The following is a 19194-nucleotide window of genomic DNA, read 5'->3' as shown; positions in this document are numbered from 1 at the left end:
GACTATTTATACAATGGCCCGAAAAAAACTGCTTAGTCAATACCACCCTGTTTTATATTTTTTATCTGTCTGGGAAAAACGGATACGTCGGTATATCTGGTGGAAATACAATAAAGAAACCTATGCTTCACACAAGCAGAAAGACAAGCTGCCATTTCGGATCAAGAAACACCAATCTGTGCTGATTCGAAAGCTGGGAGATGCTGATCTTGTTCTGCAATACAATAAAGTGGAGAACCTGAAAATTGCAATACAAGAGATCAATAGTATTCTTATAAAGCCTGCTGAAACATTTTCTTTCTGTAATCTAGTCGGAATACCCACCAAACGCAAAGGATACAAGCTGGGCATGGAGCTGACCTTTGGAGAGCCCAGGGCAGGAATTGGGGGCGGCTTGTGTCAGATCTCCAATCTATTACATTGGCTGGTTATTCATAGTCCACTCACTGTGACAGAACGATATCACCATAGCTTTGACCCATTTCCGGATTATAACCGGGTATTACCTTTTGGAAGTGGAGCAACCGTATTTTTTAACTATCGTGATTATTGTTTTAAGAACAATACAAATGCTACTTTTCAGATAAATCTCTGGCTTAGTGAAAAATGCCTGGAAGGAGAATTACGGTGCTCAGAAGAATTTGATTTTGCCTATCATGTAGAAGAACGGGAACATGAGTTTGTCAAGTTGAATAATCAGTTTTACAGAAAGAATGAGATATGGCGCAATAAGATTGCAAAGTTCAAAAGCGGTAAGATCCTGGAAACGGAGCTTGTTACAAAGAATTTTGCAAGGGTGGTTTATACTCCAGATACTTACAGGGAAGTAACCCTTGCAGATCTCACAGAAGAGCAAAAGGCAAAGGTGTAGTATACAAATACAGATATTTCGTTTCAGACTGGCGCTACAATTTTTATTTTTGCATTATTAACTTTTAACCATTCGAATGCTTTTTAAAGAGATTCCAGGGCTGGCAGATGTAAAAAAAACTCTTATCCAGTCAGTGCAGACAGGGCATATACATCATGCACAGTTATTTTTTGGTAATGAAGGGAGTGCAAATCTGGCTTTGGCATGGGCATATGCAACCTATGTGAACTGTGAAGATAAGCAACCGGATGATGCCTGTGGGGTTTGTCCGGCATGCCGGAAAATTGGTAAACTGGCTCATCCTGATTTACATCAGATATTTCCTGTTGCAGCTACTAAAAAAATAACCAAAGATCCATTAAGTGAAAACTTTCTGCCGGATTGGCGTCTTTTTTTGGCTGGGAATCCTTATGCTTCTCTCACTGACTGGCTTAATTATATTGGTACTGAGAACCGCCAACCTCAGATTTCTGCGGAGGAAAGCCGTCAGATTATTCAGCGACTTAGTTTGAAACCTTATGAGGCTGACTATAAAGTCCTGTTTATGTGGTTGCCAGAGATGCTCAATATAACCAGTGCCAATGCTTTGCTGAAGATACTCGAAGAGCCACCTCCAAAGACATTATTTCTACTGGTTTGTCAGGATCCGGGTAGGTTACTGACCACCATTATTTCCCGTACTCAAATGGTACGGGTACGCTCCTTTACAGATCAGGAGATTAGTCATGTACTGACAACTAAATTACAGGTAGAACCACAACGGGCTGCTCAGATTGCTCATCTGGCAGATGGTAATCTTAATGAAGCTATACGTTTGAGCAATGAAGTTAAAAATGATCAGCATGAGCTTTTCAGAGATTGGATGCGTTTGTGTTTTCAACTGGAAAAGAGGTTGACAGACATTGTGAAAAATGCCGACAAACTAGCTGCAATGCCACGGGAAGCTCAGAAAAATGTATTGCAATATGGTATAAATATGGTGCGGGAATCTCTGGTGTATACCTACAATGAACCACAGTTGATCAGGCTGGAAGGAGAGGAAATGACATTTGTACAAGGCTTTGCCAAAGTAATAACACCAGAAAGAGCAGAACGTTTGTTTGGCTACTTTAATAATGCTATTCTGCACCTTGAGCGGAATGCCAGTCCACGTATTGTTTTTTTAGATACATCTTTGCAGGTAGCATCCAGTATAAAAGGCTAGCTGTGATAGACTGGGTTTGCAAATACATTTACTGGCAATTATTAATCCCTTATTTTTAAGAATGGAAGGACAGCGGCAGATTATCGGGCGTTTTGATCGGATAGATTTACCAGACTTTGGTGCAATGAATATTGGAGCCAAGATAGATACAGGAGCTTATTCCTCGGCTATTCATTGTTCCAAAATAAAACTGTACAAAAAAAAAGGAAAGCGGTACATAAGCTTTCATATTCTTGATTCACACATTCCTGTAATAGAACATCGCAGATTTATTACTTCACGGTTTCGTAAGAAGAAGGTACGAAGCTCTTCGGGGCATGTCGAGAAACGATATTTTATAGAAACATATATCATTTTGTTTGGAGAAAAGCTTTTAGTAGAGTTCTCCTTATCTGATCGTGAGAATATGCGATTCCCTGTTTTGCTTGGACGCAAAATGTTAAAGAACAGGTTTTTGGTGGATGTTGCTCTTATAGATGTGTCCTATCACAGAAAGATAGCACAAACTGGTCCTCAAAGAGACAACATAGATTTTGTGGAATGGGATATGGATGCAGAGGAATAAAGAATGACGTTTTTGGCATTTCTGAAGAGTAGTAAAAAAGTATGTAAAATCATAACAATTCCTTCACGAAATTCTCATTCATTTCTCCTTCGGTTTTTCTTTCTTTGAAGATATTATTTTATCTTTCTTAGCTCAATTACGCAAATACTATCTATTCTTTGCCTTGCTGACACTCTCTGCTCAGGAGATCTGTTAACCAGCTAATTTAATCTGAAAGAACCTTTATGCGCATTGCTATACTATCCCGTAACGCGGATTTATACTCAACCAAACGATTATTTCAAGCAGCTCGTAAACGTCACCATGAGGTAATGGTATTGGATCATCTTAAATGTTACGCTGTTATTGAACGGGGTAATCCTATGGTCCATTATGAAGGTAAGCCTCTAATAAGTGTTGATGCCGTGATTCCCCGCATTGGCCATTCTGTGACACAGTATGGTACTGCTATTGTGCGGCAGTTTGAGATGATGCAGGTATTTAGTGCTGTAAAATCACTGGCTATTACGCGATCACGTGACAAGTTGCGTAGTTTGCAGATTTTGTCAAAAGCTGGTGTTGGACTTCCCAAAACTGCCTTCGCAACAGACTCATCTGCTATAGATTCCATTCTGTCACAGGTGGGAGGTGTGCCGGTAGTAATTAAACTACTGGAAGGGACTCAAGGTATTGGAGTTATGATGGCAGAAACCCGTAAAGCGGCTAAGTCAATTATAGAAACTTTCTATGATATGAAAACAAATATCATGGTACAGGAGTTTATAGGAGAAGCAAACGGATCGGATATAAGAGCTTTTGTTGTAAATGGAAAAGTAATAGGAGCTATGCGGCGTCAGAGTAAGTTGGGTGACTTCCGATCTAATCTACATAGGGGGGGGAAAGGAGAATCTATTAAATTGTCAAAAGCAGAGAAAGATACAGCCATTGCTGCCGCTGAAGCTATGGGACTGGGAATAGCAGGAGTGGATATGCTTCCCTCACATCGAGGACCTCTGGTGATAGAAGTAAACTCATCACCAGGATTAGAAGGTATTGAAGCGGCAACTGGTATTGATATTGCAGATATGATTATTCAGTATGTGGAGAAAAATGTGACAGTTAATAAAAAAGATAAAATAGGTGTATGATTGGTACACTTTATAGATGATCTATTTAAAATGGACGGATATAACTTTCAGTGAATGAGTGTTTTATAAAAAGGATAGACTTCATTGTTTTGAATAGTTCCTCTCAACATATGCTTATCTCCTCTTTCTCTGGCTCAGTAAGTGATAGAGATTAATCGTCATCTTTTTCCATTCTATAGAAAACATCCAAACCCTATTTATCTTTTTTTCGTATGTATGTTTCACGAGAACTGAAGATTTTCTGGGAGAAATCCTATTTATCTATACTACAGTAGCAACATTGAGAATAGCTGATTACATAGTAAAAGACAGAAAAAAATATAGACCTACATTAAATACCAGTAAGTGAAATAGGTGGTCGATTTATGTATTTGAATGTCAGTGGATTGTTGGTATAGGTTTAGCATAGTTTTGGATTTACAAACTTGTATATAATACAATACAGGATATTTCAAAATATTGATAATCAAAGTCGGAATTGTATTTATGAAAAAGTGTAACTAATCATATTTACTTTTATCGGAAATGCCCTACTAACAATTTTATCGAATTGTATAAAATTAATATATTACAAATTACGAGCCTGTACTATTTCTAATACTGTTACTATATTTTCAAATATGCAAATAGAGTCGGATAAAGAATTAAAGTGGAATATTTTAAAAAGATTGCAACGATTACCCTATGATCAGATTGGACTTATACGTCGATCGGTAATGCAAAAAACCAGTTGCACACAAAGTAAGTATTATCGTGTTATTCAGGAAAAAGACAATGATGTACATGTGTTAATAGCATTATCCGAAGTTCTCAATTGCAAAGTAGATGATATTATTAATCCTGGCTATGAGTTCAAAGATCCGCAATTAACAAAAAGTGTACTGGAAAAAGTTGGGTAGGAGTTTACAACAGAATATAGGTGTTACAAAAGATTGAATAATACCTATATTTTAACTGTAGTAAATAATTTTCTAAATATGTTATTGGATGAGGTGACATATAGCTGAAATATATACATGGCAGGTATTCAAGCTTAATGCAAAAGTAAGTTTTTTACTCTACAAGTACTATATGAGAAAGCCCCGATCTAGGATCGGGGCTTTCTTTTTTATAATTTTGACAGTAGCTACAAAGTACCTTCGTACAATACTTAGGATGGGATTGCTCAACTCGATGCGGATATGCACTACTGTAGTCTCATTGATTTCCTGAAATAGAACTGCAATAGCTACAGTAGTGCATTATCCGCTTAGTCAAGAGCAAGCTCATGATGCGTGAGTAAACTCTAAACATGATTGACGATACATCAATCGGGTTGCAAGGTCTTTATGACTTTGAAAGTCTACTGTCTACGCTCAAATATGTAAATAAGCAAAATAAAAAGCAAACCTTTTAGTTCAAAAACTTTGTCCACCAGCTTTGTTTGTTATGTGCAATGCGTAGTGCCAGAATATGTTCACAAGGTCCTTTATATAGCTTATTTTGTACAAAGAAATTACAAGTACAGGTGGCTTGAACCATGCGTTCATCTTTATCAATAATTACTTCTGGTTTATATTGTTGGTTTTTGTCCTTTACAACACCATTTAATTTTAATCCATTTGGAGTTTGGGTCGCCTGTACATTGACGGCTTTATTCGCTACAAACTCATTGGCAGTCGCTTCTCGTGGATTATCGAAACGGAGTTTATCCATCGGAAGTGGTTCCTGAGTGAGTTCTCTCACTCTGTATACTTTCTGATTGAGGTCATAGATAGCGCGTCCTGCCTGAGTATAAGCAGAGAGTGCCCCTTCAATCAGCTTCTTGTCTAACCCTAAACGTTGAGAAAGAGACACAGATGATTCTCTCCAGTTTTCCCGAAGAGCTTTAAAGATACGCTCTTTGGTAAAATTGTCAACTTCTGCACGTGGCGCCATCAGGTCAAAATTGCCCGCACGAGACCAATCATTGGCTGTCCAGCCAGATAAGCCCAGAGTAAAGTTCATATAGCCAAGATCTGCAATAAAGAAAGATGGCATACCATTACCCAGCATATGAACAGTAAACTTTTGTGTTACAGGAATTAATCTTTCCAAAATCAGCAAGCGACGGCGGCCCCACAACCGGATTTCAGCAGGTTCACTACCCAGATAGATCGAACGGCGACAAACCAATTCATGATTCCAGGGTTCAAATATTAGTTTGACAGGCTCACCAGGTTTAAGCACAAATCGGATGGAGCGTGGGCCTAACTTCTCTTTTTGCCTGCGTAGTATGAAACAGATATTGTGCACATCCATAGGATGTAACTCAAATGTATGAGCAGGTAGGGTCATAGCCGAACTAACCTGAAGAAACCCTCGCACCCAGCTATCTGGTAAATCTATCTTTACCTCTGTATAGGCATCTTCATTAGTAGTTTGTACTTGGAAACCGCTTGGGTCAACAGTAAAGTTAGTTTCTTTGTAATTCCGGATCTTCTGAAACTCGTTATAGAGGTCTGCAGAGTAGTCGATGTTGGTTGTACCACACTCAAACTCATTGATGTTTTTGAATACTTCATAATTACATCCCAGTTTGCCATAGGTGGATTCGTCCTGGCTGAAACATTCAAAGAAGATTTCATCCGGATGAACAGTAATGACTGGATCAAGTACAAACCAGAAGTCACGATCTTTCTGATAGAGGTAATCAAAGTATTTACGCTGGGCCTTATAGAACGGGTCCATCAACTTGGATCTGTTCTGCTGTAGTGTGGAGAGCTCTTCCCGTAGTTCAGATAGTTTGGATTTCAGATTAGCTTGATATTCAGCTCCAAACTCAGCCATCCACATAGCTTCTTGGCTGGCAGCCCATTCTTTATATGCTGTTTTGTCTTTGGGTTTAAACCGGAGATCAGATACTACCACATCATGCAATGCGGACATAGCTTCTCTGAAGTTAATATTTTTGGCAAGTACACCAGAGAAATAGGTAGGCTGACGCAAAGTATCCGGTGCAAAGGACATATCTACCGCACTGGCATTGCTGCTTACTGAGGTGCTACCATGAAATTTATAGTTAAAAAGCATATAGCTGATTATTATTATTGTAATGGGCTAGTTGAATACGATACGGGTACTTCTTTTAAGGTCAATGGCAATTCAATAGCCGGGTAGCTTTTCCGGATATCATACATAATCCGGATACAAGCTGCTTTGTTGTCAATAGCCATAGTGGCCGACTGACGTGCTATAATCTTGCTAACCAAGGTGGCTGCTTGCTCATTTTTGAGCGCTTCCTGCCTTAAGAAATTGAATATACGGGTTTTAGCCACTCCTGATCTGTTTACCTGAGAAAGTACGGTAATAAAGTACAATTCCAGTTTCTGTAAATGCTCCAGACTATCTGTGGCAAACTGTTCGAGGTAATTGGTTGCAAATACCTGGAGGTTTTGTGAAGGATGCTGACTAAGCTGAAGTAAATAATCTGATCCGTTTTCTGTCTTGAAAAACTTAGTAATCATTTCTTTGCCAAACTGTTGTACATCATCACGTGTACTATCACATACACTTACCAACAAAGTAGGTGTCCAGTCCTCTTCTGTGAAATGTTGGCGGAAATAGTCAAATCCAAACCGCCGGCTGTCACTCCATTTTACATCCAGAATTCGTAGTGCCTCACTAGCTTCCTGTTTCATTCGATCTACCTGTTGCGTATAAATTATCCATGCATATTCCCTCACATCCAGTAGTTCATGATTTGCCATTTTAACGATCTCACGAACCGATAACTGAGAAGGAGAGATGGTATGTCTAATTACTAGGAATCCTATACGTTGTGTGGTTCCACGTCGTGACCCCAACATAATCCAGGCATCTTCAGCTGATATAGAAGAGAGATAGGCAGTTAATCCTTCCTGTATCAGCAACAACAGATCTTCATGTAAGCCTTCTATTTCCTGCTTATGTTGTAAAACCGGAATCAGCTCTTTAATGAAACTTGCTCCAAATTCTGGAGATTGGGCCGCCAGTTTTTTGACAGTTGGAAAGATTGCCTGACGTATTTCTGGAAAAGGTGATGTACAAAATGCAAACAAAATGTCTTGACTAGCAAGTAGTTGCGAATCAGGTAATTTTCCGAATAACTGTACACCAATACCACGTACCTGCGGTACAGACGAATTGATAAGAGATGAGATAAGACCAGAAGGAAATTCAGTAACAGGAGTTACATGTTTGACAAGAATACCTGCCCCTAATACCTGAACCATAGGTACGGGATGTTGCAGCAATTCCTGTACTACTTCCAGACTCACATCCTGTAAGAGACTGATAAAGTAAGTAACCAACGTATAACCAGCTCCCTCTGCAATGGTATTGCTTTGAGGATCATCAGGGTTTAATTCCAGTAACTCAGTGATTGTCTTGACAATTAGCATCTGAGCCTGTTCTTCTGTCAGATGAACTTTGCTCAAAAGAAGACGGCCCCATTCCCACACATCTTCGTATGGATTTACAATCAGATCTGCAAACACAAATGTCTGACTGGCAAAATACTCAGGTTGCGCTTCAATCCACTGCTTACCTAATTCTCTGACAAATTGTTTAGGGTGTTTTACAATTAGACTAACCAGTTCGGCATCCGGATTCTGTGGGTTATAAAACTGTTTAACCAACTCAAGACCTAATTGAACAGTTACATCATATTCCTTTTCCAATAGTTTGACAGCAAACTTGCTATCTGCTATTTCCTGTAACTTAGGATTGGCTCGCAGTGCTCTTACTGCAAATTCGTGTACAAGTTCACAACGACTGTCTATGAGAAGTTGGACAAGATATTCCGGATGTTTATCCCAATGTTCCGGAAATGCTTCTTCTCTTTGTGTTGAAAGCGTATCAGACTTTACATTGTTTTTGAAACGCCATGCTTTTGTATTTTTCTTAAGTTCGTATCGTGGGCTATTTTGATACAGAATTGCAAACAGATTTAAGTTATTGGCGAATGCTGGGTAATGGGTAACACGGGTTTTATAACTTCGGCTGTTCCATTCATACCACGTATTGTTAACCTGACGAGGATCTGTTTTATCCTTACTATCAGAATACTGTAATAATACAGCGGTTGCCAATTTTGCATAGCTTTCGCTTTGCTGATCTTCCCCCAGAGTACGCAAGGTACGCCAGCTACGACGGACAAAATATTCCTTTGTATTATTGGAAAATGCCAGTCGGCTGTTATTCTTATTCATTTCTGCTTTGGCATCGTTGATCCAGTCCCATGTGCCAGGTGCATAAGTGCCTCCTCCCCAACGACTTTGACGGAAATACGAATTCTGTTTTTCAAACCGATACGCTATTGTTGCAAACACTTCTGCATCTTCCCGAAATTCTGCAATCTTATAAATATGACGAATATACTTGAAGATGCCGGGTTGTAATGCCAGTACCTGTAGTGAGGAAACAACTACTGGCCGTATATGAGAATATTTTTCTGACAGCAGATAGAGGTGTTCTAATACTTCGTACGTCATCGTCCGTTCTGCAATGCCTACATTGAATGCAAAATGTACAGACTCTGTTTTTCCTGATAATACAGCTGCCTGCATATCCGGATGAAGTTTTTGAAAAATACTGTCCAGAAGGAAATTCTTTTTTGTTTCGTCTGCCAATGCCAGAAGGCTAACCAACGCTATACGTTTTACAAAATCTTTGGAGGCGGCTGCCAGATATAATTGTTCCAGCAAAATAGTAGCGCCCCGATCACCACAACGACCCAATGCCCAGCAGATACAATATTGCTGGAGAGCATCAGATTTAATTGCTAGTTTAGTTAAGTCTGGAACTGCTTCTAAGATACGGAGTTCCCCTACACGCCAGATAATACGTGAGAGAGGCCATTTAGTATCCTTGAAACCAGGTTGACTAGCCTCACGTAGTTTGGCGAGTATAAACTCTTTTTTGTCTGAGTATTGATTAGTTTTGACAACCGTAGGGGCAGTTCTTGTGACTGTAGATTGCTGTGTTGCTGAAAAGCGGCCTGTTTCCTGGTATCCTCCCTTTTTTTTCTCAGCAATAAGTGCATTAAAAATCTTATCTGCATTGGGACGATCTACTGATGAAGCTGTTTTTGTTCCATCCTTCAATGTTGCACCCCGTCTTCCATAACGGAAGTTTACTACATATTTATCTGTTCCTACTTCATATAGATCTACTTCATATACCTTGTCTGCACTGCCTTCCCGGCACCATAAAGATACTTGTTCAATTAGTTTCATTCAGAATAGATAGTCTGGTTACTAATTTCTTTAATTATACACAGAATTAATACTTGTTAGCAATGTAAGCGGGTTTCAATATTAGAAATATCAATTTAACAAGCAATTTTTGTGGCTTATTTTTTCGTTTCCTTTATGAAGGGATTATCAACAAATACTCTCCTGAATAAAGTGTTGAGGAATAAAAACACACTGATACAATAAAGGCAAGTAAAAATCTGTTTGCGAATGAAATGTCAATCTCCGATTTTTGTACAACAGAATGATCGCAGACCAACACATCCTTCTGGATACCATTTTATAAACCTATGAGTATAAAAAAAGCCATACTAGTAAGGGTTCGGATAGCCTATCTTCTGGTTGCTGTATTTGCTATTGGAGTTGTTGTGCGCATTGTCTGGTTACAATGGGTTGATGGAACAAAATGGCATACCATAGCTCGCAAGCGTATGACCGATTATCGTATTGTAAAAGCTGTGCGGGGAAATATCTATGCAGATGATGGTAGTTTGCTGGCTACCTCTTTGCCGTTTTACAGGCTAGCCATTGATCCCACGGTGGCAAAGGATACTACAATTGCGAAAGGATTAGACTCTCTGGCTATCTTACTCTCCAATTACTTTGGCGACCGTACTCCAGATGAATACCGTCGTCGGATTAAAGATATCCGAAAGTTTAATGAACACGTGAAAGATGGTGATCAGAAACAGTACCTGGTTATGAATCAAAAACTAATAGATTACCAGGGTAAGAAGATGATGGAGAAGTGGCCCATATTCCGGTATGGCCGTAATAAGGGAGGGGTAATTTTTGAACGATTGGATCGACGGTACAGACCTTTTAAATTTCTGGCTCAGCGAACTATTGGGTTTTTAAATGATAAGAAACAAGGTGCCGGTCTGGAGTTCAGTTATAATAAACAACTGGCAGGACAAAATGGACGGGCTTTGTTTCAGCGAATGTCTGGTGGAGCATGGAAGCCTATAGGGGATGCTGATGAGGTAGATCCGGAACAGGGATTCGATATCCAGACTACAATCAATATTAATGTGCAGGATGTGGCAGAAACCTCATTGTTGAGGGCTCTGCAGAAACACAGAGCTAACTATGGTTGTGTTATGGTAATGGAAGTAGCTACCGGTGAAATCAAGGCAATTGCCAACCTTGGAAAAATAGGAGAAGGAGTATATGGAGAAAATTATAACTATGCAGTAGGTCCACAAGGTAGAACTAACCCTGGTTCCACTTTCAAGCTAGCCTCAATGATTGCCTTACTTGAAGAAACCAGAGTGTCACCCATGGACAGTATTGAAACAGGAAATGGAGAATACCGGTTCTACGATCGGGTAATGCGTGATGCAAAAGCTCATGGGAAAGTGACAGTACAGGAAGCTTTTGAAGTGTCCTCAAATATTGCATTTGTCAAGCTGGTTCATCAGAATTTTGGGAATAAGCCGGATCGTTTTATTCACTATCTTGAATCTTTCGGACTTACCAGACCCTTAGGTTTTCAGATGATGGGAGAGGCTGTACCATTAATCAGAACCCCTAAAAATCCTACCTGGAGTGGTTTGTCTCTTCCTTGGATGGCTGTCGGATATGAAAACGAGATGTCACCTCTTCAGATTCTTACCTTCTATAATGCTGTTGCTAATCATGGAAAACTGATCCAGCCTATTATTGTGAGGCAAATACGTACAGCGGATGAAACTCTTGAAGCCTATCAGGGGCGTGTGATGAACGAAAAAATTTGTTCGGATGCAACCCTTGAAAAAGTTACCCGAATGCTGGAAGGCGTTGTGGAGCGTGGAACAGCTAAAAACATTGCAGGTAGTGCCTATAAAATTGCAGGAAAAACCGGGACAACCCAGAAGCTCCGTAATGGACGTTATACAAAAAGTTATTATACGTCGTTTGCCGGATTTTTCCCTGCTCATCGTCCAAAATATAGTTGTATTGTAGTTATTGATGGACCTCAGGGATTTGAACAGTATGGGTCGGATGTAGCTGCTCCGGTATTTAAAGAAGTAGCAGATAAGATTTATGCATTAGATGTAGAAATGCATAAAATGATGCCCGAGCGAGGTAAAGTTTCTGGATTTCCGGTTGTGAGAGCTGGCAATCTCGATGATATGCAGTATCTGTGCAATGAAATCGGTATTTCCAATCATGCCGATGGAAATCTGCAGGAATGGGCAGTCGCTGTGGCAGGAAGTAAAAGTATTACTTGGGCTAACCGGCAGGGTAAACCTGGTAAGGTTCCCGATGTAACAGGTATGACATTGCGGGATGCTTTGTATATTCTTGAAAACCGTGGTCTGAGGGTACGGTATTCTGGAAAAGGGAGAGTAGTTAACCAGTCCCAATCTCCAGGAAGTCTGGCATTAAAGAATAGTACTATCACCATTCAGTTAGAAGAGCCTATGTAATTCTGCTAAGGGAAAGAGTTTTTGTGTACATTGCCTGCACTTGATAGAATATGTTCTGGTGCAGGCATCTTTTTTATGTACTTTCATCCAAATTAACTGGTTTCATCTATGAAACAGATTCTAGCTCTGTTAGAGAAGTTAGGACTTTCATTGCAAGCATTTAAAACGGCGCTAGCGGCTGCCTTATCATGGATTGTAGCTGCTCAACTATTACATGCACAGTATCCATATTTTGCTCCCTTGGCTGCTATACTGACAGTACAGGTAACAGTGGCTGACTCCTGGGAAAAAGCTACACAACGTATCATAGGTTTAATAGGAGGTGTGTTGGTCAGTATGCTGATTGGACACTGGTTTCCTATGGGAACAATTTCCATTTTTCTTGTGATTCTGTTGGGAATGGCTCTGGCAAAAGTATTCCGTATGAATAGTCAGATTATTTCACAGGTGGCAGTAAGTTCATTTATTGTATTAGCATTTGGCGGTACACAAGGATATGTGCTTAACAGAGTTGTTGAGACATTTTTAGGCTCTGCTATTGCCATTGCTGTTAATGCCTTGATAGTTCCTCAGAAAATTATTCCAACTATACAAACCCATATTTTGACTTTAAGCAGTGTATCGGCTCAGGCTTTAGGTGAATTAACACTATTATTAGAGAGTGAAGAGAACAATCAGAAGGCTAGAGAAACCATTGCAGTGTTGGTAGAGAAAACAGAGGCTGCTATTCTTGCTGCACGTACAGCTGAAAAGGCATTACGCTATACTCCGTTTCTTTCCCATGTCAAAAAGAGATTAACAGAATTAGACCAGAATGTTCGTTATCTGGAACATATAACAGTACAGATTCGGGGAGTAAGGCGAGCTATTTTTGATTTATATACTGAAATGGCCTGGAAGCCTGACAGTAGGGCTACTGAAAGTCTAAAATCTGCCATTGCGATCACTGCTCAATGTATTGCCTTGTATGGAGAAGCCGTAGTGTCTGGCTCAGAAGCTTCCTATACAAAGTTAGCTGACAGCATCGAAGAGGCGAAGCAGATTCAACTACAATGTCTGGCCGAGATTCATGCAATCACATCACTACCAGTATTGCGTGATATGGGAAGCATACTGACAGATTTAAAACGTATTTTAAAAGAAGTTACATTACCCGAGAGATGAAATAAATCTGGTTCAGAATTTTTGTTCCATCACCAAGGCTGCCGCCACTACTGCCAACATAGGTGCCACTAATGCTCCTAAAAATGGGATCGCTAAAAAAAGAGAGAATATCAGTCCAATCCCTATTGCTATACTTTTGTTTCGCTGGATAAGCAGACGGCTATCCCTACCTGACATACGCAAAAATTCATTGCGGTAATCCATCATGGAAAAACCTACAAAATAACTTTCTATAAGAAGAATAGCGATACCTATAAAAAAGTCGACTACAGGAATAAAAAGAAGGAAATAAAGCGGAATAGTGATGAACCATTCGGTTAGCAAATTACGAATAGAAAGCCTGATACCTCGCCATACATCCTGTATAAATTGCTTCCGATCAAAAGGATGAGTTACTCCTGTTAGTATTTCCTGCGTTTTTTCTGCCATTAATGCAATCGCAGGAGATGATAAAATGAGTACAATATATCGGAATAACTTAAAGTATAGAATGAAAACAAGAGCCCTGACTAGCCAGGATACCACTCCCCGTGCCAGATTTCCCAATGGCCCTGAAAGAGTATCTGCATGGATCCAATGAGCAAGAGGATCACTTAACAGATTTGTGTTCAGAATGATAACAGTAAGTAACGCTCCATAGATAAGAAGATAGATAATAGCTGGGATCAATACAAGCTTCCATAAACGATGGCGATTGATAAATGAAAATGTCTGGGCATAAGCATATATCGCCGCCAGCATCTTGCGTAGAAATGCTTTCATGGAGTAAATACTTCTCTGATGGTTGTGGTTTCTGATCGAATATAGACTAAAATAAAAAAGGTGAAAACAAACTTGTTTCCACCTTCATTAAGAATGTTCTTTTGAGAAGAAAAACCTTATTTTGCAGCTTTCGCTTCAAATTCAGCCTTAATTGCTTCAACATCAATATTTTTGATGATTGGCTTTTTGCTCAATTGATTGATACGTGACTGACGGTTATTAGCAACCGCACGATTGCGCTTTTCTTTTCTTTTTAATCTGGTAACTCCCATGTTCGCTACAATTAATATTTTATAAAACGATGTAAACTTTCCTGAAGTTAGTCTTTCTGTCCAAATAGAAAACAGAAATGAGGCGCAAATGTACGGTATTTCAATACTAACTACAAACTTGTTTTCAAGAAAATTTTATGAAAAAAATAAAATATCTAAATAGATATGCTGTACATTGATATTCTTCTTTATGATGAGACAAAAATACTCTTTGTTAAGAACTAACAGGGATATATGGTCGTTTCCTAAAAATCTGTTTCATTTGTGTATAATATAAACCTGAAGACCTAATTAAAATACTATGACTGATATAAAGAACACCCAGCTTGAAACAACCCAAAATCCTTTATTAGAAAGCTTTCAAACTCCCCACGAAACTTTTCCATTTGACAGGATTAAGAACGAACATTATTTACCTGCTTTAAAAGAGGCTATTGAAGCAGGTAAAAAAGAGATTGATGCTATTGTAAATAATCCGGAAGCACCCACATTCGAAAACACAATTGCTGCATTGGACCAAAGTGGATCATTAGTGGATCGGGTATCTGCTATATTATTCAATCTGAACTCTGCTGAAACAAGTCCGGAACTACAAAAAATTGTAAAGGATGCGTCGCCGTTACTATCTGAGTATGGAAACGATATACGATTGAATGCTGTTTTATTTGATCGGATAAAAACCGTTTATGATCAACGCAATGAACTGAATTTATCTGTTGAAGGAAAAACCCTGCTGGATAAAACCTACAAAGGCTTTGCACGTAATGGGGCCAACCTGAATGAAGATGATAAAGCTCGTTTACGGGAGATAGATGTAAAGATCTCTGAGCTGTCGCTTACCTTTGGAGAGCATGTGTTGAATGAGACGAATGCATTTCTGCTGGAAGTGGATAATGAAGAAGATCTGGCTGGCTTACCTGAATTTGTAAGAGAGGCAGCTAAGATGGCAGCTAAGGAAAAAGGTAAGAGTGGATGGGCTTTCACATTACAGGCACCAAGCTATATGCCATTTATGGCTTATGGTGAAAACAGGGAATTACGCAGAAAGTTAGCAATGGCTTATAACTCACGGGCTTTTCTAGGAAATGAAAATGATAATCGGGAGATCGTTAAAAATATAGTTGCATTGCGTCATAAACGTGCCCAACTGTTGGGATATGAATCTCATGCGCATTTCGTATTAGAAGAACGAATGGCAGGAGCACCTAAAAAGGTAATTCATTTTTTAGATGAACTTCTGGAATATGCAAAACCTGTTGCTGAGCAGCAAATGCAGGAGCTAACGCAATATGCCAAAACACAGGGATTTGCTGAAGAGAGATTGCAACGTTGGGATTATGCATTTTACTCAGAGAAACTTAAAAAAGAGAAATATGCCATTGATGATGAAATCTTAAAACCTTATTTCAAGCTGGAGAATGTAATTGATGGTGTATTTAAGGTAGCGAATAAGCTTTTTGGATTGAACTTTAAAGAGAATAAACAAATTCCAGTCTATCATCCTGAAGTTACAGCTTATGATGTAACAGATGATAATGGAAACTTTGTATCCGTTTTTTATGCGGATTACTTTCCACGCGAAGGTAAACGAAATGGAGCCTGGATGACAAGCTATCGTGATCAACGTATACTGAACGGAAAAGACATTCGCCCACATGTGTCCATTGTATGTAACTTTACCAAGCCAACAGAAACCAAGCCTTCTCTGTTGACATTTGGAGAGGTAACTACACTTTTCCATGAATTTGGGCATGCATTGCATGGCATGTTGTCTAAGTGTGCATATGGCTCTACTTCTGGTACCAATGTCTATTGGGATTTTGTTGAACTGCCTTCTCAGATTATGGAGAACTGGTGTTATGAAAAAGAGGCTCTAGATTTGTTTGCACGTCATTATGAGACCAATGAGCCAATTCCACAGGAATTGATTGAAAAGATTATTGCCAGTGCTAACTTTATGGAGGGGTATGGTACTCTTCGTCAACTTAGCTTTGGTATGCTGGATATGGCTTATCATGGAAATGCGCAACCTATTTCAGATGTAGCTGAGTTTGAACGCCAGGCCATTCTTCAAACCAGTCTTTTTCCTGAAACTGAAGGGATTAATACCAGCGTTGCCTTCTCACATATCTTTGCAGGGGGGTACTCAGCTGGATACTATAGCTATAAGTGGGCGGAAGTGCTGGATGCTGATGCATTTGAGTACTTTAAAGAAAAAGGCATTTTTAATCGTCAGGTTGCAGATGCATTTCGGGAAAATATTCTTTCGAAAGGAGGAAGTGAGGCTCCAATGGATTTGTATAAACGCTTCAGAGGACAAGAACCTTCTCCAAAGGCATTGTTGAAACGGAGTGGACTATTGGTTAATTAGAAGCCTATTATTGAAATGGGCATACGTCTATTTTTGTATGCCTAACATACAAAAATGTAAAAACCTCTTACATATAAGAGGTGCAAATGAGGAAATAGTGTAAATTGCTGCCCTGAATTCAAGAAATGAATCTCGATACAAACATAATCTCATGAAAAATTTAAGAGCCCCTTTTCTTTTTGCTTTATTAATGACTACTCTAAGCAGCTGTAAAGTACCGTCTTCTTTCAGTTATGCTTTTTTTGGGACTGCTGTTTTGTTAGTAATCTCAATAGTAATTGCTAGTAATATCACTAAAAAAGGAGAGGGACATCACTAGGATATCCCTCATCAGAAATAAAAAGTCCTCTTTGTTGATAAGAGGACTTATATCAAAAACAGATATTAATATTTGTCTGTACGTGCAAAATAGAAGTTGCCTTCAATTTCTGCATTTTCATCAGAGTCAGAACCATGTACCGCGTTTGCTTCCAGTGATTTTGCAAATAACTTGCGGATAGTACCTTCTTCTGCCTGTGCAGGATTTGTTGCACCAATCAGTTTACGAAAATCAGCTACCGCATTCTCTTTCTCTAAAATAGCGGCCACAATAGCTCCGGAAGACATATAGGCACAAAGATCTTTATAGAAAGGTCTTTCTTTGTGAACTTCATAAAACTGGCCAGCTCTTTCACTTGTCAGATGAGTCAGTTTTAAAGCTACAATCCGGAACCCGGCGGCTTCAATCATCTTTAAAATACTGCCCGTATGTCCGTCTTTCACAGCATCGGGTTTAATCATCGTAAATGTGCGGTTTCCTGCCATAAAGATTAATTAATTAGGAAATGAAAAGTTAAGATTTTATAGCTTATACCGATTTTATCTGACTGGTGTAAGCGTTTTGCGGCGCGAAATTAACCGAAAGGGGTACGTAAGCCAAATTTACAGGTGTTTTTTTATGTACTAACTTGTGTTTTGTCATTACTGCGAATATGAGGTATATACGATTTGGAGTAGATTGAGTAAATAATACTATTAACCCAGATGAAAGCATGATTGAGATAAATGTGATAAAAATCATGTTTGGTTTAGACCATTTTTATCCTGATTTTTGTAGGCTTTTTTCAAAATAAATTATGTGTTTTCTTCACTTTTTTCTTGTGTGACATGCAAAATTTTGAGGCTTTTAAGGAACTCCTCGGTTCTCCAAAAAAAATTGCGATCATTACCCATCCCAAACCTGATGCAGATGCGTTGGGATCTTCATTAGGGCTTGCAGGATATCTTAAAAAGAAAAGTCATACTGTTCAGGTTATTACACCTACCGATTATCCGAAATTTTTACAATGGATGGATGGCAATGAAGGTGTGATCAATTTTGAAGCAGAAGGGAATGCTGCTATTGCTCAGCAAATCTTTCATGATGCAGATATGATTTTTTGTTTAGACTTTCCTTCATTAAACCGAATTGGAGAGATTGGAGAGATTGTAAGAAATTCCTCCGCCAAAAAAGTGCTGATAGATCATCATTTGGAGCCAGAGCTTTTTGCAGATTATACACTAAGTAAAACCAGTGCTGCTGCAACCTGTCAATTGATTTATGAGCTTATCACAGATCTAGGCGATGCCGACAAGATAGACTTGTCTATTGCAGAATGCTTGTATGCAGGTATAATGACAGATACAGGTTCCTTCCGGCATTCAAATACTACGAAGGATGTGCACCTGGTATGTGCTGCTCTGATAGATAAGGGTGTAGCGATATCAAAAGTAAATCGACTGATTTACGATACCAATACAGAGGAGCGTATGCGGTTTTTGGGTTTTGCTCTGAAGGATAAATTGATTGTACTACCTGAATATCGAATTGCTTATTTTGCTATTAGTGCTGATGAATTGGATAAATATCACTCGCAGACAGGTGATACGGAAGGACTGGTAAACTATGGTTTGTCTATTGAAAATATTGTATTCTCTGCACTTTTTACTGAACGTGAAGGGATGATTCGTATTTCATTCCGCTCAGTAGGGAATTTCTCTGTAAATGAATTTTCCCGTAAGTATTTCAATGGGGGAGGGCATAAAAATGCTGCAGGTGGAAGATCTCTTGTGTCATTAAAAGAGACGATACAAAAGTTTCTGGATGTGGTCCCTCAATATAAACAGGAATTGTTTGTTTCCGATAAATAGTCGTAAGGCAAGGTACTGATGACC

14 protein-coding genes are annotated in these 19194 nt (G+C 39.1%); 9 read left to right on the top strand and 5 right to left on the bottom strand.

All coding sequences use genetic code 11. The annotated features are described in order from the left end of the window. Positions 1-13: 13 nt before the first annotated feature. The 5 genes from QNI22_RS37655 (at position 14) to QNI22_RS37635 (ending at position 4666) form a co-directional block, all read left to right on the top strand. Positions 14-871, top strand: coding sequence for a VanW family protein (locus QNI22_RS37655; RefSeq protein ID WP_314519450.1), 858 nt, complete (start codon positions 14-16; stop codon positions 869-871). Positions 872-947: 76 nt separating this feature from the next. Next, complete coding sequence (locus tag QNI22_RS37650; protein WP_314519449.1) at positions 948-2075, top strand: DNA polymerase III subunit; 1128 nt, start codon at positions 948-950, stop codon at positions 2073-2075. A gap of 16 nt (positions 2076-2091) precedes the next feature. Continuing rightward, positions 2092-2640, top strand: coding sequence for an ATP-dependent zinc protease family protein (locus QNI22_RS37645; RefSeq protein WP_314519447.1), 549 nt, complete (start codon positions 2092-2094; stop codon positions 2638-2640). Positions 2641-2864: 224 nt separating this feature from the next. Beyond that, entirely contained in the window at positions 2865-3767 is a 903-nt protein-coding gene (gene rimK, locus QNI22_RS37640) for a 30S ribosomal protein S6--L-glutamate ligase (protein WP_314519445.1), read from the top strand. Positions 3768-4387: 620 nt separating this feature from the next. Continuing rightward, a complete protein-coding gene (locus QNI22_RS37635) occupies positions 4388-4666 on the top strand; it encodes a hypothetical protein (protein WP_314519443.1) in 279 nt (92 codons plus the stop codon). A 493-nt stretch (positions 4667-5159) separates the two neighbouring features. On the opposite strand, the gene QNI22_RS37630 is transcribed toward QNI22_RS37635, so the two are convergent. Then, the gene (locus QNI22_RS37630; protein ID WP_314519441.1) at positions 5160-6818 is read right to left on the bottom strand and encodes an SWIM zinc finger family protein; all 1659 of its coding nucleotides are present in this window, start codon (positions 6816-6818) and stop codon (positions 5160-5162) included. A gap of 14 nt (positions 6819-6832) precedes the next feature. Then, positions 6833-10003, bottom strand: a complete 3171-nt coding sequence (locus QNI22_RS37625; RefSeq protein ID WP_314519439.1) for a WGR domain-containing protein — start codon at positions 10001-10003, stop codon at positions 6833-6835. A gap of 308 nt (positions 10004-10311) precedes the next feature. Between QNI22_RS37625 and QNI22_RS37620 the strand changes: the two genes are divergently transcribed. Next, positions 10312-12432, top strand: a complete 2121-nt coding sequence (locus QNI22_RS37620) for a penicillin-binding protein (RefSeq protein ID WP_314519438.1) — start codon at positions 10312-10314, stop codon at positions 12430-12432. A gap of 108 nt (positions 12433-12540) precedes the next feature. After that, a complete protein-coding gene (locus QNI22_RS37615) occupies positions 12541-13596 on the top strand; it encodes an FUSC family protein (RefSeq protein ID WP_314519436.1) in 1056 nt (351 codons plus the stop codon). A gap of 12 nt (positions 13597-13608) precedes the next feature. Here the strand turns inward: QNI22_RS37615 and QNI22_RS37610 are convergent, their stop codons facing one another. After that, entirely contained in the window at positions 13609-14358 is a 750-nt protein-coding gene (locus QNI22_RS37610) for an EI24 domain-containing protein (protein WP_314519435.1), read from the bottom strand. A 116-nt stretch (positions 14359-14474) separates the two neighbouring features. After that, positions 14475-14630, bottom strand: coding sequence for a hypothetical protein (locus QNI22_RS37605; protein WP_313983238.1), 156 nt, complete (start codon positions 14628-14630; stop codon positions 14475-14477). A gap of 301 nt (positions 14631-14931) precedes the next feature. Here QNI22_RS37605 and QNI22_RS37600 point away from each other — a divergent pair, with 301 nt between their 5' ends. After that, entirely contained in the window at positions 14932-17001 is a 2070-nt protein-coding gene (locus tag QNI22_RS37600; protein ID WP_314519433.1) for a M3 family metallopeptidase, read from the top strand. A 384-nt stretch (positions 17002-17385) separates the two neighbouring features. Here the strand turns inward: QNI22_RS37600 and QNI22_RS37595 are convergent, their stop codons facing one another. Then, positions 17386-17805 (bottom strand): nucleoside-diphosphate kinase, encoded by a 420-nt coding sequence (locus QNI22_RS37595; protein WP_313983247.1) that lies wholly within the window; start codon positions 17803-17805, stop codon positions 17386-17388. A gap of 342 nt (positions 17806-18147) precedes the next feature. On the opposite strand from QNI22_RS37595, the gene QNI22_RS37590 reads away from it, so the two are divergent. Continuing rightward, positions 18148-19170: a DHH family phosphoesterase gene (locus QNI22_RS37590; RefSeq protein ID WP_314519430.1), complete on the top strand. Its 1023-nt coding sequence runs from the start codon at positions 18148-18150 to the stop codon at positions 19168-19170. The last annotated feature ends 24 nt before the right edge of the window (positions 19171-19194 follow it).

Source organism: Xanthocytophaga agilis (assembly GCF_030068605.1).
GTDB lineage: Bacteria > Bacteroidota > Bacteroidia > Cytophagales > 172606-1 > Xanthocytophaga > Xanthocytophaga agilis.
This window is presented reverse-complemented; position numbering and strand designations above follow the sequence as displayed.